The following is a 15,476-nucleotide window of genomic DNA, read 5'->3' as shown; positions in this document are numbered from 1 at the left end:
ATTCACCTCACTGCGCCAATGGCTTGCTCGAGGCTGGCCGCATCGTGCGCCGAACCCCCTTCCACATCCTTGGCGATGCGCTTGGTCATGCCTGCAAGCACCTTGCCCGGTCCGCACTCGATGATGTGGCTCATGCCACGGCCGGCCATCGCCTGCACCAGTTCAATCCAGCGCACCGGCGCATATGCCTGGCGCACCAGCGCATCACGGATCTTCTCCGGCTCGTCGTACACCGCAACATCGACGTTGTTGATGACGGCAATCTCCGGCTGCGAGATCGACACACCGGCCAGACGTTCAGCCAGGCGCTCCGCAGCCGGACGCATCAGTGCACAGTGGAAGGGCGCGGAAACCGGCAACAGCACGGCGCGTTTGGCGCCCTTGGCCTTGGCGATCTCACCTGCACGCTCCACCGCAGCCTTTGCGCCCGCGATCACGATCTGGCCAGGGGCGTTCAGGTTGGCCGCCTCGACGACCTGTCCCTGCGCCGCTTCGGCGCAGGCCTCCCGCACCGCGTCGGCCTCCAGCCCCATCACTGCAGCCATCGCGCCCTCGCCCGCCGGCACCGCTTCCTGCATGGCCTGGGCGCGGAAGCGCACCAGCGGCACCGCATCCTTGAAGGCCAGCGCACCCGCGGCGACCAGAGCCGAGTACTCCCCGAGGCTATGGCCGGCGACAATGTCGGGCTTCGGACCACCTGCAGCAAGCCAGGCACGATAGGCCGCGACGCCCGCAGTCAGCATCAGAGGCTGGGTATTGACGGTCAACGCCAGACGTTCCGCCGGGCCATCACAGACCATCGTCCAGAGATCCTCGCCCAGCGCCTCGGACGCTTCGGCGAAGGTGTCACGAATCACGGCCGATTCGCCATAGGCGGCCATCATGCCGACCGACTGCGAGCCCTGGCCGGGAAAAACCAGCGCAAATGCCATGCTGTTCTCCAGTTTTGGGAGTTCGGGAAGTATCAGAAATCGATCAGGGCTGCGCCCCAGGTGAAGCCGCCACCCACGCCTTCGATGATGACCCGGTGCCCCGGACGGATCATTCCGCCACGCACCGCCTCATCAAGGGCAAGCGGGATCGACGCCGCCGAGGTATTGCCGTGGTGATCGACCGTCGTGACCACGCGCTCCATCGGCAGGCCGAGGCGCTTCGCCGTGGCCTGGATGATGCGGATGTTCGCCTGATGAGGGACCAGCCAGTCGACACTTTCGTTACCCTCGCCCGCGATGTCCAGCACTTCCTGGGCCACGTCGCCGAGCACCTTGACCGCAAACTTGAACACGGCCTGGCCGTCCATGCGCAGGAAGGGGTCGCCGATCACCTGTCCGGAAGCCACGCCGCCCGGCACGCACAGGATCGGGTGATGGCTGCCGTCGGCATGCAGCGCGGAAGACAGGATGCCCGGCCGCTCCGATGCCTCGAGCACCACCGCGCCGGCGCCGTCGCCAAACAGCACGCAGGTAGCGCGGTCGGACCAGTCGAGGATACGCGAGAACACCTCTGCGCCGATCACGAGCGCGCGCTTGTGGCTGCCCGAACGGATGAACTTCTCCGCGATGGAGAGCGCATACACAAAGCCGCTGCACACCGCCTGCACGTCGAACGCCGGACCGCCGTTGCGGATGCCAAGCTTGGACTGCACCAGCGCGGCCGTACTGGGGAAGATGTAGTCGGGCGTCGAGGTGGCGACAATGACCAGATCGATGTCATCGGCCTCGCAGCCGGCCGCCTCGATCGCGCGCTCGGCGGCGATGCGCGCCAGATCGCTGGCACCCACGTCAGCGGCCGCGAGGTGGCGTGCACGGATGCCCGAGCGGGTGACGATCCACTCGTCGGAGGTATCGATCCCCCGGGCGACGAGATCGTCGTTGCTGACCGGACTGCCGGGCAGGAAACTTCCGGTACCCGCGATGCGTGCGTAGATCATCCATTCACCTCGTTCATGCTCGCCATACGCTCGCTGATGCGCTCGATCAGGCAGTTCGAAGCCGCCTCGGCTGCACGCCCCAGCGCATTGCCGAACGCCAGCTTGTCGGCAGACCCGTGACTCTTCAGCACCACCCCGCGCAGACCCAGCAGCGGCGCGCCATTGTAGAGCCGGTGATCGACCCGCTTCTTGAAGCGCAGCAGCACCGGCAACGCACACAGACCCATCAGCCGGGTCAGCAGGGAACGCTTGAACTCCTGCTTCAGGAACGCGCCGATCATCTGCGCCAGCCCCTCGGAGGTCTTGAGCGCGACGTTGCCCACGAAGCCATCGCAGACAACCACATCAACCGTACCTTCGTAGATGTCGTTGCCCTCGACGTTACCGTAGAAGTTGAGCCCGCTGCCACGCAGCAGTTCGGACGCTTCCTTCACGACGTCGTTACCCTTGATGACCTCTTCGCCGATGTTCAGCAGACCGACGCTGGGGCGTTCCTTGTGCTCGATCGCCGCTACCAGCATCGCGCCCATCACGCCGAACTGCAGCAGGTGCTCGGCACTGCAATCGACGTTGGCACCCAGATCGAGGACATAGGTATGCCCCTTCACCGACGGCAGGATGGTCGCGATCGCGGGCCGGTCGATGCCAGGCAGCGTCTTGAGCACGAAACGGGAGATCGCCATCAATGCGCCGGTGTTGCCAGCGGACACTGCCGCGTTGGCCTCCCCCGACTTGACCAGGTCGATCGCGACCCGCATCGAAGAGTCCTTCTTGTTGCGCATGGCGATCGCAGGCGGATCGTCCATGGTCACGACCTCGCTGGCAGGATGCACCCGAAGCCGGGCGCCGTATTCGGAGGCTGCATTGCCCAGCAGGGGCCGAATCGCCTCTTCCCGGCCGACAAGGATCGCCCCGGCCTGGGGGTGGCTGCGCAGGAAATCCAGCGCTGCGGGCACGGTCACGACCGGGCCGTGATCGCCACCCATGCAGTCGATCGCAATGGTGACACCCATCGGCATATCGCGTGCTTTCTAGTTATCGTGGTCGGAAAAAAGGCGGCGCGGGCGCCAAGCGCCCTGCGCCGCCTTCGCGCATCCAGGCTGCCGGATTACTCGCCCTTGGCCTTCAGAACCTTCTTGCCGCGGTAGAAACCGTTCGGGCTGATGTGGTGGCGCAGATGCACTTCACCGGTGGTCGCCTCGACCGCCAGCGCCGGGCCGGTGAGGAAATCGTGGGCACGGTGCATGCCACGCTTGGACGGGGACTTCTTGTTCTGTTGAACGGCCATGGATAAAACTCCTAAAACAAATATCGCGCCTATTTCGCGCTGGGACTGCCTCGCAGCGACGCCAGCGCAGCGAAAGGCGATTCTTTTGACGCCGCCCCCGCTGGGGACGGCAGTTCACAAACCTGGTGTCGCGGGGCGATTGGCATGGCGAGCAGCACCTCGTCCTCGAGCAGCGCAAGCACATCGAGATCGCCATCGATCTCGATCGCATCGACCTGATCGTCCTCGAGCTCTTCCTCGGGGATCGGCTGACCGGCACGCACCGGCTGCAGCACCGTCTCAAGCTGCACAGGCCATGCAAGCCCGCCCAGACAACGCTGACAAGACAGATCGAGCTCGCCCGCAACCGTCAACCGCAGACGGGGCTCCGTACCTTGCACACCGTCGACCGTCGCCCCCTCCAGCGACCACTTCAGCGCGGCCTCGGTTGAGGCCAGCGCGTCGGCCAGACGCGGCAAATCGGCCACCTGCACTTCACCCTGCAGGGCGCGGTGCTCGGTAGCAAACCTGAACGGATCATGAATGACCCTGGACGGAACGCCTTGTTGCGACATAAGCCGCGCATGATATGATTTTTTCCACTTGCGTGTAAAGCCACATCATGAATCTCGTCCTCGCCTCCACCTCTGCCTACCGCAAGATTCTGCTCGAGCGGCTGCAACTCCCCTTCGACACAGACCGACCCGAGACCGACGAGGCACCGCTCGCAGGCGAGCGCCCGGCGGCCACCGCCGAGCGCCTCGCCTGCGAGAAGGCGCGCGCGGTCGCTGCGCGCTGGCCGGACGCGCTGATCATCGGCAGCGATCAGGTTGCCTATCTCGATGACGAGATCTTCGGCAAACCCGGCACCGAAGAGCGCGCGATCGCCCAGCTGCAGCGCATGCGCGGCAGGACGGTCGTGTTTCACACCGCGCTCGCCCTGCTCAACACACGCAGCGGTCACATCCAGGTGGAAGGCGTCCCCACCCATGTGCGCTTCCGCGACTTGAGCGACGCGGAGATCCAACGCTATGTTGCGCGCGAGCGACCGCTCGACTGCGCCGGCAGCGCGAAGTCCGAAGGACTGGGCATCGCGCTCCTCGAAGCCATGCGCGGCGACGACCCCACCGCACTGATCGGCCTGCCGCTGATCGCCCTGTCCCGCATGCTGCGCGCCGAAGGCGTGGAGTTGCCATGAGCGCGGCGGCAAACCACGCCACCAGCAAGGGAACGCTGTACCTGCTGCCGGTGGCGCTGGGCGAAACCACGCCCTGGCCAGCCTTCCTGCCCGCGCAGGCGCAAGCCGTCGCGGCGGAGCTGCGCCACTTCGTGGTCGAAACTGCGCGCGCGGCACGCGCGCATCTCAAACAGCTGGACTACCCTTACCCCCTGCGCGAAACGGACATCCAGGAACTCCCCGGAGATCCGGACAAGGCGACGGACGCCGCCTTCGACGCCCTGCTCGCACCCGCGGTCGCTGGTCACGACCTCGGCCTGATGTCGGACGCCGGCTGCCCCGCGGTGGCCGACCCGGGCGCCCGCCTCGTGGCCCGCGCGCACGCGCTCGGGATCCGCGTCGCGCCGCTGGTCGGCCCGTCCTCCATTCTGCTCGGGCTGATGGGCTCCGGACTGAACGGCCAGAGCTTCGCCTTCCACGGCTATCTCCCGGTCGCAGAGATGGAGCGCGATGCGCGCCTGCGCGCACTGGAGGAAGAATCGCGCCGGCTCGGACGCACGCAGCTCTTCATCGAGACGCCGTACCGCAACGAACGCATGCTCGAAGCACTGCTGAAGCAGCTCGGCCCCGCCACCCGCGTCTGCGTCGCCTGCGACCTCAATACGGCAGGCGAGACGATCCTCACCCGCACCGTGCGAGACTGGCGCAAGGCGGAACGGCCCGCACTGGCACGGCGACCGACCCTGTTCCTCGTTCTCGCCTGACGCCCCGAGCAACCCCCACCCCGACGCAAGCGCTACGAGTCGAAAGCACCCCGGAAGCTGCTCAGGCGTGCATCAACAGCCAGCTCGCCATCTCGGCCGGCGTGCGAACGCAGGCAAGCGGCGACTCTGCCTCTAGCGCCGCCAGGGGGTGTGCACCGAAGCCCACGCCGAGACTCGCAGTGCGCGCATTTTTCGCCATCTGCAGGTCGTGCGTGGTATCGCCGATCATCAGCGTGCGCTCCGGGCTGGCGCCCAACTCGTCCATCAGCGCCTCGAGCATCGCCGGATGGGGCTTGGAGAAGCACTCATCCGCACAGCGCGTGGCGTGGAAGTAGCGCCCCAGCCCGGAATGCCCCAGCGCCCGGTCGAGCCCGATCCGACTCTTGCCAGTGGCGACCGCGAGCAGGTGCCCGCGCGCTGCGAGCGCGTCGATCATCTCGACCACGCCCTCGAACAGCGAGAGCTCCTGATCCGAGGACAGATAGTGGTGCCGGTAACGCTCCACCATGCGCGGATAGGCCGACTCTTCCAGGTCCGGGACCGCATGACGCAGGGCCTCGCCCAACCCCAGCCCGATCACGTAGCGCGCACGCTCCTCCGGCAGCTCGGCAAGGCCGAGGTCGCGGGTCGCGGCCTGCATCGCGCGCACGATCGCGCCCGCCGAATCCATCAGCGTGCCATCCCAGTCGAAGACGATGAGGTCAAAACGTTCAGCCATGGGCATTTTTCTCCGCGGCATCGAGCCGCTCGATGAAGGATTGCAGGTCATCGGGCAGCGGCGATGCGAAGGACAGCGCCGCGCCGCTCAAGGGATGGGCGAAACGCAACAGCGCCGCATGCAGAAACATGCGCCGCAGCCCCTCGCCCTCGAGCTGCTTGTTGAGCGCGAAATCGCCGTATTTGTCATCGCCGCACAAGGGAAAGCCCAGGTGGGCGAGATGCACGCGGATCTGATGGGTGCGCCCGGTCTTGAGTTCCACCTCGAGCAGGCTGTAGTCGCGCCAGCGCCGAACCAGACGCACGATGCTGTGCGCAGGCTTGCCGTCCTCAGCCACACGCACGCGACGCTCACCCTCCGGGGTCAGGTACTTGTACAGCGGCGCCCTGACGTGCTGCATCGCGTTCGTCCAGCGCCCGGGCACCAGCGTCAGGTAGCGCTTCTCCACACTCCCCGCGCGCATCATGTCGTGCAGCGCCGTCAGGGCCGAGCGCTTCTTGGCGACGATCAGCAAGCCCGAGGTCTCGCGATCGAGGCGATGCGCAAGCTCGAGCATGCGCAGCTCCGGGCGCTGCACGCGCAGCTGCTCGATCACGCCGTAGCTCACCCCGCTGCCGCCATGCACCGCCTTGCCCGATGGCTTGTCGATGACCAGCAGCGCATCGTCCTCATAGACCACCGGCAACGGCTTGCCCGCCGGCGCGGGCGCGCTGCGCGTCGGCTCGGCGATGCGGATGGGCGGGATGCGCACCTCGTCGCCCTCCTGCAGACGGTAGGTCTGCTGCACACGGCGCCCATTCACCCGCACCTCACCGCTGCGCAGGATGCGATAGACGTGACTCTTCGGCACGCCCTTGGCGAGGCGCAGCAGGTAATTGTCGATGCGCTGCCCTGCGGCCGCGTCGTCGATGCGCTCGTGGCGCACAGCGATCGCTTTGCTTTCAATCGTCGTCATGAAATATACTTCTGCGCGGTTAACCGGTCGCGTCCAGCCAAGTGCGGCGTCACAACATCCTGCAGGTCGAAACATCTGCCAAGGAAGACGCAGGCAGACTGCTGGCAATGAGCCCTGAAGAGCGCTCCCGGCTACACCCTTGCATGCCATCCAAGGCCGAAAAGGCGCCGATGGTAACGCAAGCGATCACCTTCGACATACCCATCCAGCCCACGGGTTGGATTTTGACGTACAAGTCACACACGCAGGATCAAATGCTCCGGCCCGAAGCCCACGCGGCACGCCGGGCGGGAGCAAGAGAATTTCGACCAGCCGACCCATCACAGCCCGATCAACCCACCGGATGAAAGCAGCAGCTCTACCCAATCGCTCCTGAACCCGGAAAGCGCGATGGTGCGCGCCGTTCGTCCTGCCCGTGTGATTTGCGCGGGAGAACGATCCAAATGAAGCGCATGCTTTTCAATGCGACGCAGGCCGAAGAACTGCGCGTCGCGATCGTGGACGGTCAGAAACTGATCGACCTCGATATCGAATCGGCCGCAAAAGAAGAACGCAAGAGCAACATCTACAAGGCGGTCATCACCCGTATCGAGCCCAGCCTCGAGGCGGCTTTCGTCGACTATGGCGCTGATCGCCACGGCTTTCTGCCGTTCAAGGAAATTTCCCGGGCCTATTTCCAGCCGGGCGTGGATGCCGGCAAGGCCTCCATCAAGGAGGCACTGAAGGAAGGCCAGGAGCTCATCGTCCAGGTCGAGAAGGACGAGCGCGGCAACAAGGGTGCAGCGCTCACCACCTACATCTCGCTGGCGGGCCGCTACCTCGTGCTCATGCCCAACAACCCGCGCGGCGGCGGTGTCTCGCGCCGCGTCGAGGGTGACGAGCGCGCCGAGTTGCGCGAGAACATGGACCAGCTCGAAGTGCCCCAGGGCATGAGCTTGATCGCCCGCACCGCAGCCATTGGCCGCAGTGCCGAAGAACTGCAGTGGGACCTCAACTACCTGCTGCAGCTGTGGCGCGCGATCGAGGGTGCAGCCCAGAGCCAGTCCGGCGCCTTCCTCATCTATCAGGAAGGCAGCCTGGTCATCCGCGCGATCCGCGATTACTTCCAGCCTGATATCGGTGAGATCCTGATCGACACCGACGACATCTACGAGCAGGCCACGCAGTTCATGGCCCACGTGATGCCGGGCAACGTCGCCCGAGTGAAGCGCTACAGCGACGACGTGCCGCTGTTCTCGCGCTTCCAGATCGAGCACCAGATCGAATCCGCCTACTCGCGCCAGGTGAACCTGCCTTCGGGCGGTGCAGTCGTGATCGACCACACCGAGGCGCTGGTCTCGATCGACGTCAACTCGGGCCGTGCCACCAAGGGCTCGGATATCGAGGAAACCGCCTTCCGCACCAACTGCGAGGCAGCCGACGAGATCGCCCGCCAGTTGCGCCTGCGCGACCTGGGCGGCCTGATCGTGATCGACTTCATCGACATGGAGTCGGCCAAGAACCAACGCGAGGTCGAGAACCGCCTGCGCGACGCACTGCGCCACGACCGCGCCCGCGTGCAGACGGGCAAGATCAGCCGCTTCGGCCTGCTCGAGCTGTCGCGCCAGCGCCTGCGTCCGGCGCTGGCCGAGACCAGCTACATCCCCTGCCCGCGCTGCAACGGCACCGGCCACATCCGCAGCACCGAATCGTCGGCCCTGCACATCGTCCGCATCCTCGAAGAAGAGGCCATGAAGGACAACACGGGCGCAGTGCACCTGCAGGTGCCGGTCGACGTGGCCACCTTCCTGCTCAACGAGAAACGGGTCGACATCGCACGCATCGAGATGCGCCACAAGGTGCAGCTGATCATCGTGCCGAACCGCCACCTCGAGACGCCGGCACACGAGATCATTCGCCTGCGTCACGACCAGCTCAACGCCGAAGACATCGCGCTGGCCAGCTACCAGATGGTGCAAAAGCCCGCCGAGGAGGACGCCCGTCTGCCCTCCAAGGCCAACGAGCGCCCCGCCCGTCCTGAAGCAGCGGTCAAGGGTATCGCACCATCACAGCCCGCCCCGGTCACGGCTCCCGCGCCCGCCGCTGCGGCTGCGCCTGCCGCCAAGGGCCTGTTTGCACGTCTGTTCGGCTGGCTCTCGGGCGGTAAGGCGGAAGCCGCGCCTGCGCCCGCAGCAGTCATCGAGGAAACGCCCAAGCGCGAGCCGCGCGGTCGCAGTGAGCGCAACGGCGAAGGCCGCCGCAGCAACGGCAACCGTAGCCGGCGTGGCGAACGCGACGGCGAATCGCAGCAGGGCGGCCGCAGTGGCCGTGGCGAGCGCACCGAGCGAACCGAACGCAGCGAACGCCCCGAGGGCGCCGAGAAACCTCAGCGCAGCCAGGGCGAGCGCGGCGAACGCGCAGAGCGCAGTGAGGGCAGCCGCCGCGGCCGTGGCCAGCGCGGCAACCGCAGCGAGGACAGCACGGAGCGCAGTACCGAGAACCGCGCACCGAGCGCAGAGGAAGAGCTGCTAAAGACCGCCGCCGCAGCAAGCATGGCCGCCCCGAGCACCGATACTGGCGCGGCGGAAGTCGACGCGACCGCACAGGCGGAATCCACCGAGGGCGAAACGGCACCGTCCGAGAAGCGCCGTCGGCGCGGCCGCGGCCGTGGCCGTCGCACCAGCGAAGGCCAGGCGGTCGCCTCCGCCGCTGAATCGAGCGACGGCGACGAAGCGCGCGACGACTCCGCGCCCGCAGCAGAAGCGCCCTCTGCCGAAGCGACCGCTACCGCAGACGAACCCGCAGCCGAAACCGTGAGCGCCGCAGCGGCCGCCGAGGCTGCCCCGCAGGCAGTCGACACCATCGCCGGGATCCCCTCCCTGCAGACCGAACAGGCTGCAGCCGAGCTTCCGGTCGCCGTCGCGGCAGCCGAAACCGTGCAGACCGAGGAAAGCACGCCGCCCGAGCAGGCTCCGGCACCGCTGCCGGTGGAAGCCGGTGCGGTCGCCACCGAGCGCGATGCCCCTCAGGTTGCTTCCACCCAGGACGCCGCCACCCAGGTCGCCCACGCGGAGGCAGTCAGCGCAACAGTGGCCGAGCAACCCGAAACCACTGCGCCCGCCGCTGTACCGGAGGCTGCAACGGAACAGGCGGCAAGCGCGCTCGCCAGCCAGGAACCGGTCGAGCACGAAAAGGTGGAGGCTTCCCTCGCAGAAGCCGTCGAGCAGCAGACGGTTGCGATCGAAGCCGCTGCCGCCGAAGCTGTTGCCACCGACGCCGTTTCCATCGAATCGGCGCCAGAGGCCGCTGCAGAAGTGGAGCGTGCTCCTGCACCGCTCGCCCCGACTGCGGTACCCGAAACGCCGGCGAGTGAGGCACAGACCGTGGCCACGGAGACCGAGGCAGCTCAGCCCGCAGGCGCATCTGAGGCACCGGCCGCGGACAGCGGCCTGATCAAGATTGAAACTGATCCCGGCAAGCTCTCCCAGTTCGGCACGGGCGCCGTCGAAGCGCCCGTCCGTCTGGGCCGCAAGCCGCGTCCGGCACCGGTGGTTATCGACGAACCGCTGCAACAGGTCGAAACGCAGAAGTAAGCCTTACAGGCAGAGCGTCTCACGCGGAAGAAGGCCATCCAAAATCGGATGGCCTTCTTTTCTTCCCTACCCTGCGCCGTCCCACCGGAAAGGCGCCGCCAGCCAGAACTCAGACCCGGGTTGCCACCGCATCCAGCAGCCCGCGCACACCGTGCTCGCACATGTCGAGCACGAGATCGAAGCCGCGCGGCCCACCGTAGTACGGATCGGGCACCTCGTCACCAAAGCGTCGCAAACCGTCGAATTCCAGAAACAGCCGCAGCCGCGGCTGGTATACCGGTGGGCACTGGCGCCGCATCGCTTCCAGATGGCCGCGGTCCATCGCCAGCAGCAGGTCGAACTCGAGGAAATCACGCGCCTCAAGCTTGCGCGCGCGTAGGCCCGACAGGTCGTAACCGCGCTGCTGCGCGGCCTTCTGCGTACGTGGATCGGGCGCCTCGCCGGCGTGGTAACCATGCGTGCCGGCAGAATCGACTTCCACCAGGCCACTGAGTCCACCAGTCTCGATGAAGTGCCGCGCAACGCCCTCCGCGGTTGGCGAACGGCAGATATTCCCAGTGCAGACGAAAAGAACCCTCGTCATTTCATCCCCTCCTTCCGATGCTTTCTTCTTGTTCGTTCGTCAAACGCTGCCGTGCTGGTCTGCGCCAAATGCGCGCTGGCGAAGCTTGAACAACTCGTCGCGCGCCGCAGCGGCCTTCTCGAACTCCAGGTTGCGGGCGTGTTCCTGCATCTCCTTTTCCAAGCGCTTGATCGCCCGCGCCAGCGACTTCTCGTCCATCACCGCGTAGTCGGCGTCCTTCTCGGCCACACGGGCGGCGTCACGCTTGGCCCCATCCGAATCATAGACCCCGTCGATGATGTCCTTGATGCGTTTCGTCACCGACTTGGGCACGATGCCGTTCGCCTCGTTGAAGGCGACCTGCTTCTGCCGGCGGCGCTCGGTCTCGCCGATGGCCGCCTTCATCGAATCGGTCATGCGGTCGGCGTAGAGGATGGCGGTGCCGTGGAGGTGGCGCGCAGCGCGACCGATGGTCTGGATCAGCGAGCGTTCGGAGCGCAGGAAACCCTCCTTGTCCGCATCCAGGATCGCCACCAGCGACACCTCCGGGATGTCCAGGCCCTCGCGCAGCAGGTTGATGCCCACCAGCACATCGAACTCGCCCAGACGCAGGTCGCGGATGATCTCGACCCGTTCCACGGTGTCGATGTCGGAGTGCAGGTAGCGCACGCGGATGCCGTTGTCGGCGAGGTAGTCGGTGAGGTCCTCGGCCATGCGCTTGGTCAGCACGGTTACCAGCACGCGCTCGTTCACCTCGAGCCGCTTCTTGATCTCGGTGAGCAGGTCATCCACCTGCGTCATCGCCGGGCGCACCTCGACCACCGGATCAATCAGGCCGGTCGGGCGCACCACCTGCTCCACCACCTGCCCCTGGTGTTCCTCCTCGTACTTCGCCGGCGTCGCCGACACGAAAACGGTCTGCGGCATCAGGCGCTCGAACTCGTCGAACTTCAGCGGCCGGTTGTCCAGCGCGGATGGCAGGCGGAAGCCGTAACCGACGAGGTTCTCCTTGCGCGAGCGGTCGCCCTTGTACATGCCGCCGACCTGGCCGATGGCGACGTGCGACTCGTCGATGAACAGCAGCGCGTCCTGCGGCAGATAGTCGATCAAAGTGGGCGGCGGCTCGCCCGGGCCGCGGCCCGACAGATGACGCGAGTAGTTCTCGATGCCCTTGCAGAAGCCCATCTCGTTCAACATCTCGAGGTCGAAGCGGGTGCGCTGCTCGATGCGCTGCGCCTCCACCAACTTGCCCTCGCGCTGGAACAGCGCGATGCGCTCCTTCAGTTCCTCCTTGATCTTCTCGATCGCCTCGAGCACGGTCGCGCGCGGGGTCACGTAATGACTGGACGGATACACGGTGAAGCGCGCCAGCTTGTGCTTGAGGTGGCCGGTGAGCGGGTCAAACAGCGTCAGATGCTCGATCTCGTCGTCGAACATCTCGATACGCACCGCAAGCTCGGCGTTCTCCGCCGGGAAAACGTCAATCACGTCGCCGCGCACGCGGAAGGTACCGCGGCGGAAATCGATGTCGGCGCGGGTGTACTGCATCGCCACCAGGCGCTGGATGAGGTCGCGATGCGCCATGCGCTCGCCCTCGCGCAGGTGCAGGATCATGGCGTGGTAATCCACCGGGTCGCCGATGCCGTAGATGCACGACACCGTCGCCACGATCACCACGTCGCGGCGCTCCATCAGGCTCTTGGTCGCTGACAGCCGCATCTGCTCGATGTGCTCGTTGATCGAAGAGTCCTTCTCGATGAAAAGGTCGCGCGAGGGCACGTAGGCCTCGGGCTGATAGTAGTCGTAGTAGCTGACGAAGTACTCGACCGCGTTCTCGGGCAGGAACTCCTTGAACTCGGCGTACAACTGCGCCGCCAGCGTCTTGTTCGGCGCCAGCACCAGTGCCGGGCGGCCCATCCGGGCGATGACGTTGGCCATGGTGTAGGTCTTGCCCGAGCCGGTCACGCCGAGCAGGGTCTGGTACATCAGGCCATCCTCCACGCCCTCGCACAGCAGGCGGATCGCCTCGGGCTGGTCGCCCGCCGGCGGAAAGGGCTGGTGCAGGCGGAAGGGACTGCCCTCGAAGCCGAGCACCGTCCCGCCATGCTGCGGTGCATCGTTTCCGGCGCTATTGCCTTGAGTCGTCATGCTAAAATTCCTGCTCCATTCCGGTGCATCGCCGCATGGCGAGGCCGGACGAAAACGCCGATTATTTCCCAAATCGCGTGACAAGGCACGGCGCAAGTCCGTTCCCACCACGCACACCCACCGCTGCCCTACCGGAACAACTGGAGTCCTCATGTCCGCTTCGATCTTCGCCGCCGTCGAGATGGCGCCCCGTGACCCGATCCTTGGCCTCAACGAGGCCTTCGCCGCCGACACCCGCGCCGAGAAGGTCAACCTCGGCGTCGGCGTGTACTACGACGACAACGGCAAGATCCCGCTGCTCGCCGCCGTGCGCGCCGCCGAGAAGGCACGCCTCGAAGCCATGCCGCCGCGCGGCTATCAGCCGATCGAAGGCCCCGCCGCCTACAACAACGCGGTGCAGGGCCTGCTCTTCGGCAAGGACTCGCAGCTCGCCACCAGCGGCCAGACCATCACCGTCGAGGCCCTCGGCGGCACCGGCGCGCTCAAGGTCGGCGCCGACTACCTCAAGCGCCTGGTGCCCGGCGCCACCGTCTACATTTCCGACCCGAGCTGGGAGAACCACCGCGCGCTGTTCGAGTCAGCCGGCTTCCCGGTCGAAAACTACCCCTACTACGAGGCCGCCACCCGCGGCGTGAACTTCGCCGGCATGAAGGCCAAGCTCGACAGCCTGCAACCCGGCTCGATCATCGTGTTGCACGCCTGCTGCCACAACCCTACCGGCGCCGACCTGTCCGATGCGCAGTGGGACGAAGTGGTCGCCGTGTGCCGTGAGCGCGGCCTCATCCCCTTCCTCGACATGGCCTACCAGGGCTTTGCCGAAGGCATCGACGCCGACGCCGTGGCCGTGCGCGCCCTGTCGGCCAGCGGCCTGCAGTTCTTCGTGTCGAGCTCGTTCTCGAAGAGCTTCTCGCTCTACGGCGAGCGCGTCGGCGCACTGTCCATCGTCACCGCCAGCAAGGAAGAAGCCGGCCGCGTGCTGTCGCAGGTCAAGCGCGTGATCCGCACCAACTACTCCAACCCGCCGATCCATGGCGGCGCCATCGTCGCCGCGGTGCTGTCCTCGCCCGAGCTGCGCCAGATGTGGGAAGACGAGCTCGGCGGCATGCGCGAACGCATCCGCGCCATGCGCACCGGCCTGGTCGAGCAGCTCAAGGCGGCGGGCGTGGCGCAGGACTTTTCCTTCGTGATCAAGCAGCGTGGCATGTTCTCCTACACTGGCCTGACCGCCGCACAGGTCGAGACGCTGAAGTCCGACTTCGGCATCTACGCCGTCTCGACCGGCCGCATCTGCCTGGCCGCGCTCAACTCGAAGAACATCGGCTACGTCGCCAAGGCGATCGCGCAGGTGGTCAAGGGCTGACACCGGCGCACGTCGAGGCAGACGGCATCCAGAAAAACGCCGCTCTGCCTTGACGAGCGCGCGCGGTCTGCCTAAAATGCGCGCCTCTGTTCCCCGATAGCTCAGTCGGTAGAGCGCCGGACTGTTAATCCGTAGGTCCCTGGTTCGAGCCCAGGTCGGGGAGCCAAGTTTCAGGACTTGGTGTTTCTCACAGGAACAGCAAGTCGCAGCGAAGGCTGCGGAAGAGTAACTCGCAGCGAAAGCTGTAAAAAGGTAATTCCCCGATAGCTCAGTCGGTAGAGCGCCGGACTGTTAATCCGTAGGTCCCTGGTTCGAGCCCAGGTCGGGGAGCCAGCATCAAACGAGAGTGCCATCCTTCGGGATGGCATTTTTCGTTTACGGGGATGCACGGCGCGAAAAGTGACTCGCCCATGACGTTCGCGCTGCCCACATGAAGTTACTGCTGCCGCATTCTCCGCCTCCACGAAGAACGCACCCCAATAAACGGTCCACAGGGTTATGAACCTTCGTGAGCGCCTTTGCCGATTATCAAGATGAAGGACAATTGATGAAAAAGCTATTCCCGATGCTGGCGCTCGTCTGCGCTCCGCTCTTTGCCGCAACTGCCGCACATGCTGAGAACCTCGATTTTAGCCTCTTGAACAGGACTGGCTACGTGATAAGTGAGGTGTATGTCTCGTCAGCCTCAAGCAACGACTGGGAAGAAGACGTCATGGGCAGCGACGTCCTCGCGAACAACGAAAGCGTCGACATCGAGTTCGAGCAAGGCTCGAAGGGCTGCCAATGGGACATGAAGGTGGTCTACGATGACGGCGAAGAAGCCGTGTGGGAAAACCTGAACCTGTGCTCCACTTCCAAGGTCTCGCTGCGGTACGACCGTAAGAAAGGTACTACCTGGGCTGACCTGAACTAAGCCACCTCGATCCGTCCCGAGGCCTGCGGACGGTAGTCGGACGGTTGCATAAGTGACATGCCCGTGAACGGTGGGAAATGCCAAGTTTCCCACCACTTTCTTGCGTTGCA

Annotated in this window: 14 protein-coding genes and 2 tRNA genes; 7 read left to right on the top strand and 9 right to left on the bottom strand. The window is 65.7% G+C overall.

The genetic code is table 11. The features are described from left to right. Positions 1 to 2: 2 nt before the first annotated feature. The 5 genes from fabD to ACUH78_RS03135 form a co-directional block, all read right to left on the bottom strand. Positions 3 to 932: an ACP S-malonyltransferase gene (gene fabD / locus ACUH78_RS03155; RefSeq protein ID WP_445332620.1), complete on the bottom strand. Its 930-nt coding sequence runs from the start codon at positions 930 to 932 to the stop codon at positions 3 to 5. A gap of 32 nt (positions 933 to 964) precedes the next feature. Then, the gene (locus tag ACUH78_RS03150; RefSeq protein WP_418364671.1) at positions 965 to 1,930 is read right to left on the bottom strand and encodes a beta-ketoacyl-ACP synthase III; all 966 of its coding nucleotides are present in this window, start codon (positions 1,928 to 1,930) and stop codon (positions 965 to 967) included. Next, complete coding sequence (plsX, locus tag ACUH78_RS03145) at positions 1,927 to 2,943, bottom strand: phosphate acyltransferase PlsX (protein WP_418364672.1); 1,017 nt, start codon at positions 2,941 to 2,943, stop codon at positions 1,927 to 1,929. The genes ACUH78_RS03150 and plsX overlap by 4 nt, the downstream gene beginning before the upstream one ends. Before the next feature lie 95 nt (positions 2,944 to 3,038). Next, the gene (gene rpmF / locus ACUH78_RS03140) at positions 3,039 to 3,218 is read right to left on the bottom strand and encodes a 50S ribosomal protein L32 (protein WP_418364673.1); all 180 of its coding nucleotides are present in this window, start codon (positions 3,216 to 3,218) and stop codon (positions 3,039 to 3,041) included. Between the two features lie 29 nt (positions 3,219 to 3,247). Continuing rightward, positions 3,248 to 3,772, bottom strand: a complete 525-nt coding sequence (locus tag ACUH78_RS03135) for a YceD family protein (protein WP_418364674.1) — start codon at positions 3,770 to 3,772, stop codon at positions 3,248 to 3,250. 47 nt (positions 3,773 to 3,819) lie between these two features. Here ACUH78_RS03135 and ACUH78_RS03130 point away from each other — a divergent pair, with 47 nt between their 5' ends. After that, the gene (locus ACUH78_RS03130) at positions 3,820 to 4,395 is read left to right on the top strand and encodes a Maf family protein (RefSeq protein WP_418364675.1); all 576 of its coding nucleotides are present in this window, start codon (positions 3,820 to 3,822) and stop codon (positions 4,393 to 4,395) included. Then, a complete protein-coding gene (locus tag ACUH78_RS03125) occupies positions 4,392 to 5,138 on the top strand; it encodes an SAM-dependent methyltransferase (protein WP_445332621.1) in 747 nt (248 codons plus the stop codon). The genes ACUH78_RS03130 and ACUH78_RS03125 overlap by 4 nt, the downstream gene beginning before the upstream one ends. A 61-nt stretch (positions 5,139 to 5,199) precedes the next feature. Here the strand turns inward: ACUH78_RS03125 and ACUH78_RS03120 are convergent, their stop codons facing one another. Next, positions 5,200 to 5,856 carry an HAD-IA family hydrolase gene (locus ACUH78_RS03120; protein ID WP_445332622.1) on the bottom strand — a complete coding sequence of 219 codons (657 nt, stop codon included), beginning with the start codon at positions 5,854 to 5,856 and terminating at the stop codon, positions 5,200 to 5,202. Beyond that, on the bottom strand, positions 5,849 to 6,811 hold the full coding sequence (locus ACUH78_RS03115; protein WP_445332623.1) for an RluA family pseudouridine synthase: 963 nt from the start codon (positions 6,809 to 6,811) through the stop codon (positions 5,849 to 5,851). The genes ACUH78_RS03120 and ACUH78_RS03115 overlap by 8 nt, the downstream gene beginning before the upstream one ends. A 443-nt stretch (positions 6,812 to 7,254) precedes the next feature. On the opposite strand from ACUH78_RS03115, the gene ACUH78_RS03110 reads away from it, so the two are divergent. Beyond that, a complete protein-coding gene (locus ACUH78_RS03110) occupies positions 7,255 to 10,383 on the top strand; it encodes an Rne/Rng family ribonuclease (RefSeq protein WP_445332624.1) in 3,129 nt (1,042 codons plus the stop codon). 109 nt (positions 10,384 to 10,492) lie between these two features. On the opposite strand, the gene ACUH78_RS03105 is transcribed toward ACUH78_RS03110, so the two are convergent. Then, the gene (locus tag ACUH78_RS03105) at positions 10,493 to 10,966 is read right to left on the bottom strand and encodes a low molecular weight protein-tyrosine-phosphatase (protein WP_418364680.1); all 474 of its coding nucleotides are present in this window, start codon (positions 10,964 to 10,966) and stop codon (positions 10,493 to 10,495) included. 39 nt (positions 10,967 to 11,005) lie between these two features. Next, on the bottom strand, positions 11,006 to 13,093 hold the full coding sequence (gene uvrB, locus ACUH78_RS03100; RefSeq protein WP_418364681.1) for an excinuclease ABC subunit UvrB: 2,088 nt from the start codon (positions 13,091 to 13,093) through the stop codon (positions 11,006 to 11,008). A 151-nt stretch (positions 13,094 to 13,244) separates the two neighbouring features. On the opposite strand from uvrB, the gene ACUH78_RS03095 reads away from it, so the two are divergent. The 4 genes from ACUH78_RS03095 (at position 13,245) to ACUH78_RS03080 (ending at position 15,366) form a co-directional block, all read left to right on the top strand. Beyond that, on the top strand, positions 13,245 to 14,453 hold the full coding sequence (locus ACUH78_RS03095; RefSeq protein ID WP_418364682.1) for an amino acid aminotransferase: 1,209 nt from the start codon (positions 13,245 to 13,247) through the stop codon (positions 14,451 to 14,453). 90 nt (positions 14,454 to 14,543) lie between these two features. Next, positions 14,544 to 14,619, top strand: a tRNA-Asn gene (locus tag ACUH78_RS03090). A gap of 91 nt (positions 14,620 to 14,710) precedes the next feature. After that, positions 14,711 to 14,786 (top strand) — tRNA-Asn (locus ACUH78_RS03085). Between the two features lie 175 nt (positions 14,787 to 14,961). Further along, positions 14,962 to 15,366, top strand: a complete 405-nt coding sequence (locus ACUH78_RS03080; protein ID WP_445332625.1) for a G protein-coupled receptor family protein — start codon at positions 14,962 to 14,964, stop codon at positions 15,364 to 15,366. Positions 15,367 to 15,476 lie beyond the last annotated feature (110 nt).

It is taken from the genome of Thauera sp. ZXT1-4 (assembly GCF_052598215.2).
This window is presented reverse-complemented; position numbering and strand designations above follow the sequence as displayed.

Bases quoted from the DNA above. Each gene is read 5' to 3' on its own strand.
- fabD (WP_445332620.1), bottom strand. From the start codon at position 932: ATGGCATTTGCGCTGGTTTTTCCCGGCCAGGGCTCGCAGTCGGTCGGC.
- ACUH78_RS03150 (WP_418364671.1), bottom strand. From the start codon at position 1,930: ATGATCTACGCACGCATCGCGGGTACCGGAAGTTTCCTGCCCGGCAGT.
- plsX (WP_418364672.1), bottom strand. From the start codon at position 2,943: ATGGGTGTCACCATTGCGATCGACTGCATGGGTGGCGATCACGGCCCG.
- rpmF (WP_418364673.1), bottom strand. From the start codon at position 3,218: ATGGCCGTTCAACAGAACAAGAAGTCCCCGTCCAAGCGTGGCATGCAC.
- ACUH78_RS03135 (WP_418364674.1), bottom strand. From the start codon at position 3,772: ATGTCGCAACAAGGCGTTCCGTCCAGGGTCATTCATGATCCGTTCAGG.
- ACUH78_RS03130 (WP_418364675.1), top strand. From the start codon at position 3,820: ATGAATCTCGTCCTCGCCTCCACCTCTGCCTACCGCAAGATTCTGCTC.
- ACUH78_RS03125 (WP_445332621.1), top strand. From the start codon at position 4,392: ATGAGCGCGGCGGCAAACCACGCCACCAGCAAGGGAACGCTGTACCTG.
- ACUH78_RS03120 (WP_445332622.1), bottom strand. From the start codon at position 5,856: ATGGCTGAACGTTTTGACCTCATCGTCTTCGACTGGGATGGCACGCTG.
- ACUH78_RS03115 (WP_445332623.1), bottom strand. From the start codon at position 6,811: ATGACGACGATTGAAAGCAAAGCGATCGCTGTGCGCCACGAGCGCATC.
- ACUH78_RS03110 (WP_445332624.1), top strand. From the start codon at position 7,255: ATGAAGCGCATGCTTTTCAATGCGACGCAGGCCGAAGAACTGCGCGTC.
- ACUH78_RS03105 (WP_418364680.1), bottom strand. From the start codon at position 10,966: ATGACGAGGGTTCTTTTCGTCTGCACTGGGAATATCTGCCGTTCGCCA.
- uvrB (WP_418364681.1), bottom strand. From the start codon at position 13,093: ATGACGACTCAAGGCAATAGCGCCGGAAACGATGCACCGCAGCATGGC.
- ACUH78_RS03095 (WP_418364682.1), top strand. From the start codon at position 13,245: ATGTCCGCTTCGATCTTCGCCGCCGTCGAGATGGCGCCCCGTGACCCG.